Annotated in this window: 16 protein-coding genes and 3 pseudogenes; 2 read left to right on the forward strand and 17 right to left on the reverse strand. The window is 35.7% G+C overall.

The window, feature by feature from the left end; translation table 11 throughout:
- The first annotated feature begins 169 nt into the window (after window positions 1-169).
- Window positions 170-1150: a rhodanese-like domain-containing protein gene (locus tag GKP30_RS23925; RefSeq protein ID WP_216831483.1), complete on the forward strand. Its 981-nt coding sequence runs from the start codon at window positions 170-172 to the stop codon at window positions 1148-1150.
- 282 nt (window positions 1151-1432) lie between these two features.
- Here GKP30_RS23925 and GKP30_RS21310 read toward each other — a convergent pair whose 3' ends face one another.
- The 10 genes and pseudogenes from GKP30_RS21310 to GKP30_RS21355 form a co-directional block, all read right to left on the reverse strand.
- Window positions 1433-1759: a hypothetical protein gene (locus tag GKP30_RS21310; protein ID WP_216831484.1), complete on the reverse strand. Its 327-nt coding sequence runs from the start codon at window positions 1757-1759 to the stop codon at window positions 1433-1435.
- A 137-nt stretch (window positions 1760-1896) separates the two neighbouring features.
- Window positions 1897-2082, reverse strand: a complete 186-nt coding sequence (locus tag GKP30_RS21315) for a hypothetical protein (RefSeq protein ID WP_216831485.1) — start codon at window positions 2080-2082, stop codon at window positions 1897-1899.
- A gap of 377 nt (window positions 2083-2459) precedes the next feature.
- Window positions 2460-2903: a hypothetical protein gene (locus GKP30_RS21320; protein ID WP_216831486.1), complete on the reverse strand. Its 444-nt coding sequence runs from the start codon at window positions 2901-2903 to the stop codon at window positions 2460-2462.
- A 130-nt stretch (window positions 2904-3033) separates the two neighbouring features.
- On the reverse strand, window positions 3034-3429 hold the full coding sequence (locus GKP30_RS21325) for a hypothetical protein (protein WP_216831487.1): 396 nt from the start codon (window positions 3427-3429) through the stop codon (window positions 3034-3036).
- Window positions 3430-3527: 98 nt separating this feature from the next.
- On the reverse strand, window positions 3528-4187 hold the full coding sequence (locus GKP30_RS21330) for a DNA alkylation repair protein (protein ID WP_216831488.1): 660 nt from the start codon (window positions 4185-4187) through the stop codon (window positions 3528-3530).
- Window positions 4188-4445: 258 nt separating this feature from the next.
- On the reverse strand, window positions 4446-5087 hold the full coding sequence (locus GKP30_RS21335; protein WP_216831489.1) for a hypothetical protein: 642 nt from the start codon (window positions 5085-5087) through the stop codon (window positions 4446-4448).
- A 389-nt stretch (window positions 5088-5476) separates the two neighbouring features.
- Window positions 5477-6376 (reverse strand): annotated as a pseudogene (locus GKP30_RS21340) (sensor histidine kinase); the annotation flags it as partial.
- Window positions 6377-6564: 188 nt separating this feature from the next.
- Entirely contained in the window at window positions 6565-7251 is a 687-nt protein-coding gene (locus GKP30_RS21345) for a response regulator transcription factor (protein WP_216831491.1), read from the reverse strand.
- Window positions 7226-7831, reverse strand: coding sequence for a class I SAM-dependent methyltransferase (locus GKP30_RS21350; protein WP_216831492.1), 606 nt, complete (start codon window positions 7829-7831; stop codon window positions 7226-7228). Before GKP30_RS21350 ends, GKP30_RS21345 begins: the two co-directional genes overlap by 26 nt.
- Before the next feature lie 296 nt (window positions 7832-8127).
- Window positions 8128-8604: a hypothetical protein gene (locus GKP30_RS21355; RefSeq protein ID WP_216831493.1), complete on the reverse strand. Its 477-nt coding sequence runs from the start codon at window positions 8602-8604 to the stop codon at window positions 8128-8130.
- Between the two features lie 226 nt (window positions 8605-8830).
- Here GKP30_RS21355 and GKP30_RS21360 point away from each other — a divergent pair, with 226 nt between their 5' ends.
- On the forward strand, window positions 8831-9220 hold the full coding sequence (locus GKP30_RS21360; protein ID WP_216831494.1) for a DUF1259 domain-containing protein: 390 nt from the start codon (window positions 8831-8833) through the stop codon (window positions 9218-9220).
- 352 nt (window positions 9221-9572) lie between these two features.
- Here GKP30_RS21360 and GKP30_RS21365 read toward each other — a convergent pair.
- The 7 genes and pseudogenes from GKP30_RS21365 to GKP30_RS21395 all read right to left on the reverse strand — a co-directional run bounded on the left by GKP30_RS21365 (window position 9573) and on the right by GKP30_RS21395 (window position 16085).
- Window positions 9573-10210: pseudogene (locus GKP30_RS21365) on the reverse strand (O-methyltransferase).
- A gap of 81 nt (window positions 10211-10291) precedes the next feature.
- Window positions 10292-10590: pseudogene (locus GKP30_RS21370) on the reverse strand (antibiotic biosynthesis monooxygenase family protein).
- 72 nt (window positions 10591-10662) lie between these two features.
- Window positions 10663-11652 carry a siderophore ABC transporter substrate-binding protein gene (locus GKP30_RS21375; RefSeq protein ID WP_216831495.1) on the reverse strand — a complete coding sequence of 330 codons (990 nt, stop codon included), beginning with the start codon at window positions 11650-11652 and terminating at the stop codon, window positions 10663-10665.
- 180 nt (window positions 11653-11832) lie between these two features.
- A complete protein-coding gene (locus GKP30_RS21380) occupies window positions 11833-12588 on the reverse strand; it encodes an iron ABC transporter ATP-binding protein (protein ID WP_216831496.1) in 756 nt (251 codons plus the stop codon).
- On the reverse strand, window positions 12582-13541 hold the full coding sequence (locus GKP30_RS21385; RefSeq protein ID WP_216831497.1) for an iron chelate uptake ABC transporter family permease subunit: 960 nt from the start codon (window positions 13539-13541) through the stop codon (window positions 12582-12584). The genes GKP30_RS21380 and GKP30_RS21385 overlap by 7 nt, the downstream gene beginning before the upstream one ends.
- Complete coding sequence (locus GKP30_RS21390) at window positions 13534-14484, reverse strand: ABC transporter permease (protein WP_216831498.1); 951 nt, start codon at window positions 14482-14484, stop codon at window positions 13534-13536. The genes GKP30_RS21385 and GKP30_RS21390 overlap by 8 nt, the downstream gene beginning before the upstream one ends.
- A gap of 599 nt (window positions 14485-15083) precedes the next feature.
- Window positions 15084-16085, reverse strand: coding sequence for an anti-sigma factor (locus GKP30_RS21395; protein ID WP_216831499.1), 1002 nt, complete (start codon window positions 16083-16085; stop codon window positions 15084-15086).
- Between the last annotated feature and the right edge of the window lie 380 nt (window positions 16086-16465).

Raw genomic sequence — 16465 nt, forward strand, 5'->3', positions numbered from 1 at the left:
CCCTATTCAATATAGGGATCACCTTCTAGTTGCATAGTCTCTTTTTTTATAGTGTCCTTGACATGGGGACCAGTTTACACCTGGCCATACACCAGAACATATTTCTTTTTTAGTGTTTGATGGGGGCGCGTCTTCGCCTATTGGTATTTTTACAGGAGACTTTGTCTTTGTGGGTGATATTGGGAGACCAGACTTGCTTGAAAAAGCAGCAGGGATCAAAGATACTGCAGATAAAGGTGCAAAGCAAATGTTCCAATCTTTAAAACGCTTTGCAGAATTACCAGATCACGTTCAAGTTTGGCCTGCTCATGGTGCTGGGAGCGCTTGCGGAAAAGCTCTTGGTGCAGTTCCTTCTAGTACAGTCGGCTATGAAAAAATGGCCAACTGGGCATTTAAACATAAAAATGAGGACGAGTTTGTAAAAGAATTACTCTCTGATCAACCCGAACCTCCTGTATATTTCGCTGAAATGAAACGAGTCAACAAAGTAGGTATTAAACTTCTAAGTGACTTACAAGCTGTAAAACGATTATCACCTACAAAAGAAATGATAGAAAACTGGATAAACAATAATACTACGGTCATTGATGTTCGGTCGTTCCATGAATTTTCAAGAGGACACATTCAAGGAACCATTAATATCCCTTATACAAATTCTTTTACAAATTGGGCTGGCTGGTTTCTCGAATATGACAAACCGTTCTATGTTATCGCTGAAGAAGGACAAATCAAAAATGTGATCGAAGACCTCCACTCTATCGGTATTGATACATTGAAAGGTTATATGAATACTACGATCATCGAGAGGCTTGAACAAGAAGGCCTTCAACTTCAGAAATACGATCAAATTTCAGCAGATGATTTACAATCTAAAATTGAAAAAAATGAAGTCTATGTGGTAGACGTTCGTAATGAAAGTGAATACAAACAAGGAGCTATTCCTGGATCTCACCATATCATGTTAGGAACGTTAAAGGGACGAATTAACGAAATACCAACGGACAAGCCTGTAGTCGCAACATGTCAAGCAGGGGCTAGAGCAGCCATTGCAACAAGCATATTACAAGCAAATGGTATTATGAATGTAATTCATTTACGCGGGGGCTACTCTAGTTGGGAAAAAGTAAAAACACCAGCTAAATCCTGCTAATAAATATATTAAGCTTTCCAGATTGAAAAAGGGTGGCTGCAATAAACTGTTGCAGCCACCCTTTTATCTTCTTACTCGACTATACTTTGTAAACCAGAAGATAACTCCTCATAAATTTTTCTAAGAACTGTGATTTTAAGAACTGGTATAGTTGATACTAATTAATAAACAAATATAGCTAATAAAATCAAAATTAATCCAAAAAGTCCTGCCCCAATATCAATCAATACAATATCCTTACCCTTTAAAGCTTCCATTAGGTTAAGAAGAATTAGCTATTCTCTATTTTTCTTCATAATATTTTTCAGGGTTGGATATTTTATTTTCAACAAAAAATTTTGCTTCCCTTTTAAACATATCTATATAAGTCTCTTTAGCCATACTTAAATCGCCCAACTCGTCAACACTACCCTCTACATTAACAGTATCCTCTTTTAAATCTATGAACACCTTCATATAAATCCTATTTTTATAAATAACAGTACCGATTACCTTTTGTTCCTTTAAGTTAACCTCTGGATATTGGTGACGTACTCCTGTGGGAACAAATAAAGTATATCCTACATTCTTTTTTCTTTTAAAAAATACCCACACTCTCAAAACAGCCATCCATAAAAATCTTTGTATGACTCGAATTATTCGCATTCCATAAACTCCTTAACATTAATAGCAATAACCCATCTAATTCAACATTACCATATTTTAGTTTATCAAAGTATCCTACTTCGTTACTTGAAGAACGAACTCTATAATGCCTTTTTCCCTCTTCTCAAATACTTATATAAACCTGACAATGCGATTATAAATAAAACTGTCATTGAAGTACCGTAGAATATGGATTTAAATGTATAACTAAGCGATTCCATACTACTTACCATCGCAGAACCTAAAATACACGATATTACAATCACTAATAATAGTTTAGTTTTCATTCTATTCTCCTCCCTTCAAATAAAATTGAAATTTACCTTTGATAAAAACTACTATTTTATTAACCTGCTTCATTATCATTCGGGCCTTTAACGCTTAATGCAATTAAGTGCTTGAATTACTTTTTTTCCATAAACATTCTCGCTATCCCAAAAAGAAGTTACTTCAAATAGTAACTTCTTTTCCCTGTTCTCATTGTTTCTATAAAAAATAGGAGCATTTATTCAGCTCTGGCCATACATTACTAATCCTATAAAGAACAAAGCTATTCCTTTTTTCATAACTCCTCCAACCGTTTCTTATTCTTATCCCACAATAGTTGAAGATGCGGCAGCCCTGTTCTGCTTCCGCTCTTGTTAATGAAATAAGATTTATTTAATCATTTCTCTTTATTGATCAATTCAAATGAATCTTCAAAATCATCCCATTTTACATTAACTTTAATAACCTCATCTTCTTGTACTTTTGCACCAGTGCTACGACCACTCGTTGAAAACGTAATATCATTAGGAGGTTCATCAAACTCCCTACTCCTACTGCCTCCACTAGCTCTTGCATCATAAGAAAACTCTAGATTTTCTATTGTTTGGATATCTTCAGGTGAACCCTTGTAAGTTATTCTAAAATCTTCATTGGCTTCATTAGAATATGTGGTTACTCCTTCTTCTTCACCCCATATTTCCGCCCCTTTATAAATATATTCAGCCTCCCAAAACTCACCTTCACCTATAAACGTGTACTCATAGTTAGTCACTTCTTCATTCGAGCATCCACCAAGTATCATAATCATTATAAATATTGAAGTAATAAATAGATTTTTCATCTCTAATCCCCCTAACAATTAAATTTATCTCTTAATTGTTACTTTTTAATAACCCAAAATATGACTATACCTAATCCCAGTAAGATAACCACAATATATAAATACCAGTAATCAATAAACTAATTCCCATTTACTTAATACGTCCCTTACCAGCCAACTGATACTCCTCTTGGTTACTTATTTGCTCCAACTTATAGACATGACCAAAATCGTCATCTTCTCTAAATGATCTAGCGGAAACCATGTACTCTTCGCCCTCTTCAATTAAGTTATAGACCATTGATTCCTCGATGAATATTTTAAAACGCTCACGATTCTCTTCCTTTTCATACGCGTTATATCCAATAATCCACATTTCAAAATATTGCCCTGGCTCAATATAGTGGTGTTTTTCTTCTACGATCATACCTCCCATACCAATACTCTTGGACATTTGAGAATTTTCATAGAAGAAGAAATAACTAATCACTAGAGCAACAACAGACATTACTACTAAAACAAACCATTTTTTGCTGTTTAATATCAATAACATTACCCCCTCAACTAACGCAGCACGGGAACCGTCCCAACCGTCCCTGTGCTTCTCCATGTTCATTCTAAGAAGCAGGCCGTACCCCTGCTTCCTTAACACAAATGTTTAAGTGCTTCACGTTTGCTAAGGTTTTGCAGCGGCGTTTTTTCAACAAAAGTAATGACGGATTGTGGATTGCTTTTTCCATATTGTCTTAATGCCCAACCAATAGCTTTTGCGATAAAAAACTCCGTCTCACTCGCATGCTTTTCGCAATAATAAAACAAGCGTTCTTCATCCGTATTTTCCTTAAAGGAAAGTTGATGCAAGATGGCTGTCCTTTTTACCCACATGTTATCATCTTCAATCCACTCGTCCATTACTTTCGCTTGTTCAGGAAATTTCATAAGAATATACCCAACCACATTACTTGCAATTAAATCGACTGTATCCCACCATGACTTTGAAGTTATTAGTTCCTTCACCTGTGTTAAGTCACTAGAAGATAAGTGTTTCTGGGATTTCTTTAAATAATCAACGGCAACGTATTGGTACTCTCTCTCGGACTGCTCCCAAAGATCAAAGATTAGTTTCCAGTCGATAGGTTTCTTACCTACTTGCCACTCTTTGAATAATTTGGCAGTAATCTTTCTTCTTTCTGGGGTTTGAATTCCAAAGAATTCAAAATGATTTTTCATATAGGCAGACATACCTTTTGCTTTTTCCTTATTTTCCATTTCTTTAAAATGATCGGTTATGTCTTGAACTTGCATGGATTATCACTCCTGTATTAATGCTAAAATTCTTCTTTCTCCTTTAATAAGGTTCGCAGTTTAAACTGTTGTTCCATAATAAAACCTACTTGCTTCTACTCTCTTTCAATTCTTCCCGTATTTTTTTAAGCTCCTCTGTTTGTTCGAGGACATTATTGTTAAGTTTTCTTAATGCATCATAAATTCCATAAATCCCAGCGAAAATCAAAATCAAAAATAGGAGTTCCATATCAATTCCTTCTTTCTGTTAATAGAAAATTATTTATTTTCACTAATTAGTTTTTCCAAAAAAGGGATGGTCTCGTCTACGGTGAGTGTTTCATTCTCATAATGTCCAAAGCTATAACGGTATTTTTTATCATCGGAAAACCACAAATAGAACATCGGAGTCTCTCTACCATCCCAAATATAGTAATAGACTTTTTTTCCGTCAACATCGATATGAGGCATTTCATCGAATGAATGGAAAACCGTGTTTTCCAACGCATTTTTTTCATCCTCAACAGGTTCTTGAATTTTCATGATGGACATCTCACCATATCTTATATCTTCCGAGTGAGCATAGAGCGTTCTAAAATTCGCATTTCTTTCTTGTTCATTTTTGTTGATTTCAGTTACGTTATACTCATTTTTGCTACTTTTTTCTCCAAACACCATTCTAATTTCATTCGGTTGTTCAGCTAATTCAACCATACCCGAAGCAATCGATTCCGTTGGAAAATGCATTGAAAGAATGACAACATCCCAACCATCTGGTAATTCAAACACTCTAAACTCAAAATCGTTTGGAACAGCATCAAACGGTGGTTGCAAAGCATCTGAACCAGAATTGTCTGATTGACAACCGAATAAGAGTAGGACGGATAGTAATAGGAGCAGAGCACTGTTTAAACGTTTCATGAATAAATCCCCTTTTCAGATAAGGTATCTCTTACTTTGCCCTCATTAAAGTTACGTTTGTACTTCGGTATGCGTTTCAGTTTATTGAAGAAAATGCCTTTTTTGCACAAAAAAATAAAAGGAGCTGCATTTTTGCAACTCCAGTTCTAAAAAGCATTTTTCCTAATAATCTCCCAGAAAATGCCCTGGTTGCTTCATAGAATTGTAATAAGTGGTCAAGCGAAGTTCGGTTTTCATTTTTTGTGGACCTCAGAGTGTCCTAAACTCAATATAACCCAGTAATTTTGATGAAATAGCGGCCTCTCAGTTCCCTAATTTCATGAGGATACTCACTCAAAAAGCAAGAGAACAGTTCCCCTGCTTCAAAAAAGCGTATGAGAAACCTTTCCTCATAAGCCATTACAACGTATAGGATGTTTAACAGTGAAAGTCATCCATCCTTCCTTGTACTCAACATATACAACTCCTTTATGAAGTTCAACAATTCTTTTGGAAATGGCAAGTCCAAGTCCTGTACCTCGGTTTTCACTTCTTGCCTTGTCTCCTGTGAAAAACCGTCCAAACAATTTGTTTACATCTTCTACTGGGGGTTTTTCTACTCTATTGGAAACTTTAAAAACTGCCTGGCTTTCTTTTGTTTCCAGACTAATAATGATATCGGACGGTTTCAAACTATATTTTATGGCATTCATAAAAAGATTTTCATAAACACGAACAATTTTTTCTACATCCAAAAAAACAGGTATGTATTCTTCTGATATGTTCTTTTTTACACTTAATTGCTCCCTTTCAAAAATGGGGATGTATTCTCCAACTATTTGCTCCAATAGAGCAGCTAAATCAACTTCCACTAAGTTTAACTTTAGATCAGGGTCGGACAAACGGGTATATTCAAACAGTTCATCAATTAACAGTTTCAATCGCAACGATTTGGCATGAGTGGTCTCAACATATTCATCAAGCTGTTTTCTGCCTTCATACTGTCCTTTTTTTAACAAGTCCAAATATCCAATGATGGAAGTTAAAGGTGTTCGTAAATCATGGGAGACATTGGTTATAAGTTCATTTTTAGCCGCTTCCAAGCGTCTTTCATGCTCAAATTTATTCTCCAGCTCTTTGGACATATAGTTAATATTCTCGGCAAGTTGAGTCAATTCGTCTTTTCCTTCAAGTTTTATAGTTAGACCCAACCTCCCATTTGCTATGTGGTTCACACTCTCTGTGATTAGCTTCAGGTATGCTATTTTTTTTCGAACCATTAATAAGAATGGAGCAATAAATGCTAATATTCCAGTTGTAAAAATAATAAGGTTCATCAAATTAAAATGTAGTACACTTTGCTCATTAAAATAACCTATGTTATAAAGATGTCTAAAGAGCAGAGCATTTAAGACCAACACAATATATGAAACAAAAAAACTAACAGCAATCGCACCTAGAAGCTTTAAAATTAGTTTGTTTCTAAGCCTATTCATCCTCATATTTTATAGCCTACTCCCCAAACTGTCTTAATATAAATGGGATGCTTCGGATCTTCTTCTAATTTATCTCGAATTTTTGTAATGTGAACCATCACGGTATTATCTGACTTAAAAAAGTCTTCCTTCCAAACGGCTTCATAAATTTTCCCTATGCTCATGACAATCCCTTTGTTACGGGCAAGAAGCTCCAGAATATCGAATTCCTTTGGAGTTAGCCTAACATCCTTCCCCCTTACCGATACTTGGCGTGTGTCTGTATTGACTTTTAAATCTCCAATTTCGATTAATGTCTGATTATTGTCTTTATCGTTATTATATTTTTTATATCTTCTTAATTGAGATTTCACTCTAGCGATTAACTCTAATGGGTTAAATGGCTTCGATAAATAATCATCAGCCCCTGATGCAAGACCTTGTATTTTATCGATATCTTCAGACTTTGCAGAGAGCATAATGATAGGCATGTTTCTTTCTTGCCTGATTTGCATACAAGCTTCAATACCATCCATTTCGGGCATCATAATATCTAAAATAATGAGGTCAAAATCTATATTCTCTAATAATTTCAAAGCAACTATAGCACTTTCCGCTTGTTTGGTTTGCATTCCTTCATTTTCTAAATAAACTGAAATAAGCTTTCTAATCTCTTTATCATCGTCAACAATAAGAATTTTGGACTCCATAGATTTCCTCCACATTTTTTTCTAGCATCGAACAATTAAACACAAAAGCAGGTGGAAAATTCCTTAGTTCTCTCTTTACATCTATTTTGCCAAAAAATTGTTCAATGAATGCCTTTTTAAATTTAGTGTATTGGAAAGTAATGAATTGTCCTTCCTTATCTAATATTTTCGAAGTATTCAATAGAATTTTATATGACACCTGTTTTGGTAAACTTGCGAAAGGCAGACCTGAAATAACATAGTCTGCATAAGGAATACTATGTTTTCTAAGATGTAGGTCAATATGTTCTGCTGATCCCTGTACGATTAGTAAATTTTTTTCCCTTCTAAATTTTTCTCTTAATAAGGAATAAAATTCTTGATTATTTTCTACTAGCAAAATAATTGTTTTAGGGTTTCTTTTTTTAAGTAATTTTTCAGTAAATACCCCTGTTCCTGGTCCATATTCAACAATATATTTTGCTTTATTGAAATCGATTTGTTCCACCATTTTATCCCCGAGGAACCGTGAACTTGGGAGAATGGCACCAACTGTTTTCGGATTAACTATATATTGAAATAAGAAGGAAAAACGTTTCATCTTCACCACTCCATTGGTTTGAATTGATAGTTCAATTTTAAAATTCAAACCTAAAGAACAAGCAGCGAAAAATCTTAAGATTTCTTAAATATTATTTTAACTTCGCAATACCCCCGGTTTAAAAGCTACTCGGAAATTGAAAACGGATTTTTGGTTTTAGCGGACTGTGAGGACCTCATTCGCTTAAGTTAGCATAACCATCTCAAAAACTAGTAAATAGCGGCCCTCGGAGTCAATAATTTCACAAATAGGCTCACTCCACCAAGCAAGAGAACCGTCCCCCCTGCTTCTTTCTATTATCTTTCAATTGCAAAATTCATTTTCCCATCACGATATGTAGTATAGGGGTCATCTGTTTCGACAATCCACACTCTACCTTTCCAAACATCAACTGTTTCCGCCCGTTCGATACTTTCTCCATCTTGCTCAACATTAAATGAAATTTCGAGGAAAAAAGTATGTCCATCTTCATATCTAATATTTTCAATTTCGAAGTCCTTTACTTTATAATCTTGTTCCACTAGATATTTAATCTTTTGCATATAAAACGCTTTCGCCTCTTTTTTGGTCAACGTAGTTCCATCTGTAGGATGTTTTTCCTTTGTATAATCATACAAATACAGTTGTTCAAACGCCTTGTCATAATTTTCATCCATTAGAGCATTATAATATTTCTTAGTAATACTTTTTGCTTTGTCTTCCTCATTAAAATTACAACCTATCAACACGAGGCTATAAATGGATATTAACAAAATTACAATGGTTTTCTTCACGTCTTCCTCCTATTAAAGCGAATTAGTATCTGCTTATGACTATTATGCCAATTGCTATTCTATTTACATTTACTTCCCCAGTGCTTTTCCTATTTCTTAAACCAATTCAAAGTTTATAGCATAATTACGAAGAAAAATATAAAACTTTGCAAATAAATGCAATACAAGTTACTAAACTTTTGTCTAAATCATAAGTTAAATAAATCAATAATAAAGGGGTTTTCTTATGCATAATATCAGTGCACTTTGCCAACAATTTGGTCAAATTCTAAATGAAAAGCCAAAAATTAATAATGGAGTTTGTTCTGTAGAAATTGAGCGTAATCTAAATGTCACAATTCAAGGTCGCCCCAGTCGTAGTGAACTTCATGCAGAAATATCTTTTGAATCCTTAGATTACGAAGGGAATGCACTTAATCTTGGTGAAACCGTCATACTTGAAGAGGAAATCCCAGCATTTACAAATATTTTAGTCAGAAACGGTATAACTATTAGCGCCCTTCATAATCATTGGCTGTTCACCGAACCCAACATTCTTTATATTCACTTTCAATCTGTTGAACCACCATTAAATTTTGCTCGGAAAGTTGCAGAAGCAATAAAGGTTCTACGGTAATGTAAAACCATCAGAGGACCTTATTTTCTAAAAATTAGCTGTATCGAACTCAAAAACTAGTAAATAGCGGCTTCACAGTCCGCTAGCATCACAGAATTAAGTAGGACTGAATTCAATATATCGGCGTAACTTTCATTTTATCGGCGCAATTACAAATATATCGGTGCAACCATAAGGAGATGAACTTTTATTAATGCAATTGGATATTGGAAGCAGCAACGCCCCAATAGAACAAGAACAAAAAAAGAGCTGCTGCCATTTTCGTTATGGCAACCCCAGCTCTTTCGTTCAAGCACCTGTTACTTGAATAAGCACTCATTACTTGATCAAGTAAAACGAGCTCTTCCTTTAGTTATCCCTTCACTCTAGAAACCGTCATTCCGTCACTAATTGGAATTAGAAGTGATTCCAATTGAGGATGATTGGCTACGATTTCGTTGAATCGCTTCATTGATTCGGTATATCTTCTAGGCTTAATCGTCTCGTCAGCTACACTGCCGCCTGCAAGTACGTTGTCAGTTACTATTAAAGCACCTGGTGTAGCTAGTTTTATGCAGTTTTCGAGGTAATTTTCATAGTTATCCTTGTCTGCATCGATAAAAAAAAATCAAACTTTTTCTGTTCGGTCGCAAGCGTTTCTAAGCTCGCTAATGCTTCGCCAATCATATATGTAACCTTCTCACCTAGGCCAGCCTTTGTTAGATTTTCTTGTGCAAGCTTGCCGTATTCTTCTTTTAGCTCAAGTGATGTTAGATGCCCTTGTTCACTCAAACCTCTTGCCAAACAAGTTCCACTAAAGCCACCTAGTGCACCGATTTCAAGGATCTCCTTTGCACCTGAAATAGCTACTAGCATGGTAAGGAGTTTTCCTGCATTCGGAGAAACCGAGATCGATGGCACCCCTCGTTCAATAATGGATGCTTTAATTTCTTCTAAAAAAGCTTCATTCGTATGAAATGTTGATTCAATATACTTTTCCACTTTTTCCATTCGCATTCACTCATTTCTTTTCGCGTATTCTTTTTAAAACGAAAATAGATGTAATCTCCTCGCTTAACTTATTGAGACTCTTTAAGCTTCTTTTTTCTTAACCGCTTTTACTTCATACATATTTACATTTATATCGAGGATATATTCGGGCTTGGCTTTTCCTTTGTTGTTTCTATGGCCTTGGATATGAACATCACTTTTCTCCCAGTTCTTCCATGCTTCTAATGATTCCCAGCGAACCATGACGATGTTCGATTGACCATGACCGTTCGATCAATCAGCCCGTCCATTGCGTCGATTGGACTATCCTGTGAAAAGCGCTCGACCACTTGGTCACTATATCCAGTTTGAACCGTAATTGTTCTTGTTTGAATTACCATATAGTAAATCCTCCTGTTTCTCCTTGGTTTGAAAAAGACCTGTTTTTAGGTCAAAAACAGGTCTTCAGCTAACTATTGAATTGCTGCTTCGATCGCCTTGATCATTTCAGAAACAGAAACTAAACCGCCTCCAGAAAGGTACCAATAGTTTGGATCAAGATATACGATGTTTCCATTTTGATAAGCTTTTGTTTCTTGAACTAACTCATTTTCAATCGTATCTTGAGCAGCCGCTTCACCTGCTACAACTGCATTACGATCGACTACAAATAACAAGTCAGGATCTTGCTCTACAATGTATTCAAACGATACGTTCATACCATGAGTTGAAACTTCAATACCCTCATCTACAGCTTCTACACCAAATACATCATGGATAAGACCAAAACGTGAACCAGGACCATAAGCACTAATATTTCCTTCGTTCGCTAAAACAATTAAAGCATTTCCTGCGTCAGCAGATTTTTCGCTAATTCCAGCAATTGCTTCGTTAATTGCAGATAATTCAGCAGCAACAGCGTCTTCCTTATCAAAGATTTGTCCAAGCACTTCCATGTTATGAGTGAAAGACTCCATATAATTCGTATTATCTACTCCCATAAAAATCGTTGGTCCAAGTTTTGATAATTCATCATATAAATCAAGTTGTCTTCCAGAAATGATGATTAGATCTGGATTAATTTCAGCAATCTTTTCAAAATCTGGCTCTTTTAAAGAACCGATATTTTCATATTTCGCATCTTCATATTTTGCTAAGTATGGAGGAATATTAGCTTGTGGTAATGCAGTAATCTCTACTCCTAATTTATCAAGTGAATCTAGTACTCCAAAGTCAAATACGACAACTTTTTCAGGATTAACAGATACTGTAACTTCACCTAATTGGTGTTCAAAAGTAAGCTCTGTTGGCTCCTCTGTTACTTCTGTTTCTTCTGTTTCTGCTACTTCTTTCCCTTCAGCTGGTTCAGTTGGCTCATTTCCTCCTGTTTGCTGTGCTCCGCAAGCAGCTAAAACAAACATTAGTACAAGTGCTAAGACTAGTAATAGTGCATTCTTTTTCATCGATCATTTCTCCTTAGTTTTGAAATATATTGTAATGTTATTTTTGATAGTCTCTTCGATTAAATAGTTGATCAGGCTATTTTAGGAAACGATCAAAATAACGAATTACCAATGGTTCAGTATTTGACGATTAGTTACTAAATTTTTGTGAAATTGCGAGCAGCAACTACTACAACCGCCCTAGAAATAAACACAAATGCGATTTTGATTAATGTTCTCGATGTGAATATCCATATCATAGATTTCCTTAAGAGTTTCTGGGTTAATAATTTCAGGAGTGGTTCCCTTCCTAACAATTTTCCCATCTTTAAGAGCTACGATATGATCTGAGTAACAGGAAGCAAAGTTAATATCATGGATAACAATTACAACTGTTTTCCCAAGCTCATCTACTAATCTACGTAACACCTGCATGATTTGAACAGAATGTTTCATATCTAAGTTATTTAGTGGTTCATCAAGTAAAACATATTCAGTATCCTGCGCAATAACCATCGCGATAAACGCTCGTTGGCGCTGACCTCCACTTAGTTGATCGAGAAACTTATTTTCCATATCACCAAGCTCCATATATTCGATCGCTTGATCCACATGCTTCCAATCTTCTTTTGTCAGGTTGCCTTTTGAATAAGGAAATCTTCCAAAAGCGACAAGGTCTCGCACAGTTAGACGAATATTTAGGTGATTCGATTGTTTAAGTATTGAGATTTTCTTCGCTAGGTCCTCACTTTTGCATTCGCTTAGTTCCTTATCATCAATGCTAATCAGACCACAGTCCTTTGCAATTAAACGACTAATCATCGATATGAGTGTACTTTTTCCCGCTCCATTCGGTCCTATAAACGAAGTAATTGTTCCTTTTTCAATTTCAACGGAAATGTCCTCTACGACATTTTTATTTCCATATTTTTTTGAAACGCCTTTTACAATTACCATGATTTATTCCCCCTTAAAAGTAAGTAAATAAAGTACACACCACCAATAAAGTTGATGATTACGCTGATGGGTACAGAGAAAGCAAATACTCTTTCAACTAAAAACTGACCACTGACAAGAGCAACAATACTAATTAACATCGCACCTGTGATAAGGTAAGAGTGCTTATGCGTTTTCAGAAATTCATACGTTACATTGGCTACAAGTAAGCCTAGGAATAAGATTGGACCTACTAATGCGGTTGAGATAGAAACGAGAATAGCTACTAGAATTAGAAGCCTCTTCACGACATGGTCATAATCAACACCTAGATTAACTGCAGTATCTCTACCTAGTGAAAGGACATCTAAATACTTCAAATATCTCCAAAAATAAATCGTTACTAGTATAAATAAGACGATCGCAACACCCAAAATGCTTGTATTTACGTTATTAAAGCTAGCAAACATTCGGTCTTGAACAATAAGAAATTCATTTGGATCAATTAAAACCTGCATGAAAGTAGAGATACTAGAAAACAATGTTCCAAGCACAATCCCTACGAGCAGTAAGAAATATATATTTCTGCCACCATCTCGCTTGAATAATATGTAATAAAATACTCCAGCAAACGCCATCATGATTAAAACAGACAGGAAAAAGTTAACCTGTTTATTCATGACTAGAAAACTAGCAGAACCAAAAATGAAGATTAAAAACGTTTGTATTAGTAAATACAGTGAATCAAAGCCAATAATACTTGGTGTTAAAATTCGATTGTTCGTTATCGTTTGGAAAACGATGGTTGAAAAGGCAATAGCTGCCCCAGTTACGATAATCGCTAAAATTTTTGATCCACGTCTTGGTAAAATATATTCCAAGTTACTATTGAAATTTAGGTTATAAAAGATAAATAAAGCCGTAAACACAAGTGATAGTATAAAAAGTATGATTAGTTTTGCTTTATTACTCATAGGCTTTTCTCCTCATTAGCAAGTAAAGGAAAATCGCACTTCCGATTACCCCAACCGTTGTTCCTATTGGTATTTCATACGGAAAAATAATCACTCGACCTAAAATATCACAGATTAAGACGAATACTGCACCGAGCAATGCCGTATGAGGTAGGTTCTTCTTTAAATTATCTCCATTGTAGATACTTACTATATTTGGAATGATTAGCCCTAAGAATGGAATCATCCCAACCGTCAAAAGAACGACTGAAGTAACAGCAGCAACAAGGATTAAACCAATATTTACTACTTTTTTATAATTAAGTCCGAGATTAACTGAAAACTCTTCCCCCATACCTGCAACTGTAAAACGATTTGCATAGAGGTAAGCAATAATCATCAGTGGAATACTTATGTATAATAGCTCGTAGCGTCCTTTAATAATCAACGAAAAATTACCTTGTAGCCACGAGGACATATTCTGAATTAAGTCATTTCGATAAGCAAAAAATGTAGTGATCGACCCTATGATGCTACCAAACATTAAACCTACTAAAGGGATAAAAATAACATCCTTATGCTTTACCTTTTCAAGGATCTTCATAAAAATGAATGTTCCTACTAGAGCAAAAGCAAAAGCTACAAGCATTTTCACAAATGGACTTGCCGATGCAAATAGCATCAGAGACACTAAAACTCCTAGCCTAGCAGAATCTAACGTACCTGCCGTCGTTGGGGAAACAAACTTATTTCTCGTAAGCTGCTGCATGATGAGACCACAAATACTCATACCCACCCCTGCAAGGATGATGCTCACTAACCGTGGAAATCTGCTTACCCATAATATTTGTGCTTGTTCCTCCGTTAAGTTGAAAATATCTAACGGACTAATTCCTTTTACACCGATAAATAACGAAGTGATAGATAATAGAATTAGTGCAAGAAATAAATACCTTAATTTCATTTACTACCCCTGCTCTCTATGCTGCTCACTAGAAGTAATAATCATTATCAATTAAAGAGTTAAAAAAAGAAAATTATGGGATGTTTTCAGTTTTGTCGCTTGCTAACTGATAATGATTATCTTTAACACGGTTACAGTATATTACCAACTGATAATGATTGTCAATGGACTTTTTGAAAAATAATTGTTTGAACAAGTAAATATCATAGCGACATAATCACTATTTTGCTTGTTTTCATTTACTTTACTAATAAAATACTTGTTTAAACTAGTATTTAAGCAGCAAAATAAAACACCTAGCTGCACGATTTTTCGTTACTAGGTGTTGGATTTATGATTTTAGTAATTGAAATCATAGGTTTGAGAATTTTTGCGGACCTCACAGGCCCTTATTTCGCAAAAATCAGCTGAATTAACCTCAAAAACTAGTAAATAGCTGCCTCTCAAGTCTGATAAATTCATGGTCATGCATAAGAAACAAGCTGCCTTACATTACTCACAAAAATGGCCATATGTCTGTCCACAGCCATGGGGTGTTTTCCCACAATAGCTTTACTTCGCCAAAATTCGTGCTTTTTCGGGGTGTCACAGGCACCAAATCAATACATCACCCCATAAGCTGGTCGATTGTACCAATTCCAATAAGTTACTTCTCCTAATGAAGCGTACAGGATTTGTTCATTTTCCATAATTTTTAGCAATTCCTTTGTAGGGCCTGTGACGACCACCCCATAGGTTCTAACCCCATTATCTTCAACATACTGATACATCTCATCAAAATTAACAGTCCCATCTAGACTCCATAGAAACTTCTTTGCCAACCTGTCATTTTCAACTAAAAATTGTAATCCTGCTTTAAATTCATTCCCAATCGTTTCACCGCTACTCCGGAAACTACTATTCTTTGAAACATCAAATGTCGGGTGATCAAATAAACCAAAAATTCGCTTATCCGTTAAATACATGCCTTTTTCATCTTCAGTTCCAGTATGGACCGCATACCAAGGAATATGAATATCAAATTCACGCAGAAAAGATTGGACCTCATCAATGCTATATAAATCATCAAAAGAAAGCGCTAATTCTGAAACCGTGCCTTCAGGGAGAATGTCTAACGCCTCCCAAGTTTGTGCGTAGGTTTCTTGATAATTCGGCTGTCGATCAAGGTCATGTGGATGAAGAAAGTATAACTTTGATAAATATTGCCCATCGACCCAGTCGACGGTCGTCCATAAGCTGCTAAAACTCATTTTCCCGTGCAGTTCTCCTACTGCTTTATCTTCATTTCCCAAGACCTTCTGCATATGCGCCTTCACATCTGCGCTAAAGAAAAATTGACTGGAAACACCTGTCCCATTAATATAAACATTCGGCATAGTCATCTGTGTGCCGATTCTTACTACCTTCATTGCCGTTTCTGACCGACTATTTTCGCCACCCAAGAAATAGTACCCCCCCGTTAAAATCGTAGAAACAACAACCGCTGCGAACAGGAAAGCAAAAAAAGTCAACACATTCCGCTTCCGCCACTTGCCGCTCCCCATCAACGGATTGTGTTTCTGAATGGGTAAATCCTTTGATTGAGTTTTTTTATCGTCCATCAACTCACATATCCTTTCTTCACAAAGTTTGAGCATCAGCTTTTGTTGGTTTTTCCTTAAGTCTATGATTTTCATTAGCTAGTGAATTATTAAGCATCAATTCATATACGAAAGTAAACAGAATTCGGTTTCAAGAATTTTACATTTTAGCTTAAGTAAATGAAAAAGACGGTTCCCGCGCTTCCTTAGTTTACTTACTAAAGATGCAGGAAAACCGTCTATATGTTTAGATGCATTTCTCCAAAATTAGTGCTCTTTCGGCGTTGCACAGGCACCATGCAGCGCACTGCACAGCACACTGCAGAGGCACTGTACAAGCACTGCCTAGCCCAGTCCGCCCCCGCACTCACACCTGCCGAACACCCTGCACACTAGCGCGC

Origin of the sequence: Alkalihalobacterium elongatum (assembly GCF_019024285.1) — a bacterium.
In the GTDB taxonomy this organism is placed as follows: Bacteria; Bacillota; Bacilli; order Bacillales; family Bacillaceae_F; genus Alkalihalobacterium; species Alkalihalobacterium elongatum.

What these genes read in the sequence shown, in the direction of transcription:
- GKP30_RS21385 (WP_216831497.1), bottom strand. Translation starts at nt 13,541, where the DNA reads ATGAGTAATAAAGCAAAACTAATCATACTTTTTATACTATCACTTGTG.
- GKP30_RS21315 (WP_216831485.1), bottom strand. Translation starts at nt 2,082, where the DNA reads ATGAAAACTAAACTATTATTAGTGATTGTAATATCGTGTATTTTAGGT.
- GKP30_RS21345 (WP_216831491.1), bottom strand. Translation starts at nt 7,251, where the DNA reads ATGGAGTCCAAAATTCTTATTGTTGACGATGATAAAGAGATTAGAAAG.
- GKP30_RS21395 (WP_216831499.1), bottom strand. Translation starts at nt 16,085, where the DNA reads ATGGACGATAAAAAAACTCAATCAAAGGATTTACCCATTCAGAAACAC.
- GKP30_RS21320 (WP_216831486.1), bottom strand. Translation starts at nt 2,903, where the DNA reads ATGAAAAATCTATTTATTACTTCAATATTTATAATGATTATGATACTT.
- GKP30_RS21375 (WP_216831495.1), bottom strand. Translation starts at nt 11,652, where the DNA reads ATGAAAAAGAATGCACTATTACTAGTCTTAGCACTTGTACTAATGTTT.
- GKP30_RS21310 (WP_216831484.1), bottom strand. Translation starts at nt 1,759, where the DNA reads ATGGCTGTTTTGAGAGTGTGGGTATTTTTTAAAAGAAAAAAGAATGTA.
- GKP30_RS21380 (WP_216831496.1), bottom strand. Translation starts at nt 12,588, where the DNA reads ATGGTAATTGTAAAAGGCGTTTCAAAAAAATATGGAAATAAAAATGTC.
- GKP30_RS21360 (WP_216831494.1), top strand. Translation starts at nt 8,831, where the DNA reads ATGCATAATATCAGTGCACTTTGCCAACAATTTGGTCAAATTCTAAAT.
- GKP30_RS21350 (WP_216831492.1), bottom strand. Translation starts at nt 7,831, where the DNA reads ATGAAACGTTTTTCCTTCTTATTTCAATATATAGTTAATCCGAAAACA.
- GKP30_RS21390 (WP_216831498.1), bottom strand. Translation starts at nt 14,484, where the DNA reads ATGAAATTAAGGTATTTATTTCTTGCACTAATTCTATTATCTATCACT.
- GKP30_RS21330 (WP_216831488.1), bottom strand. Translation starts at nt 4,187, where the DNA reads ATGCAAGTTCAAGACATAACCGATCATTTTAAAGAAATGGAAAATAAG.
- GKP30_RS21335 (WP_216831489.1), bottom strand. Translation starts at nt 5,087, where the DNA reads ATGAAACGTTTAAACAGTGCTCTGCTCCTATTACTATCCGTCCTACTC.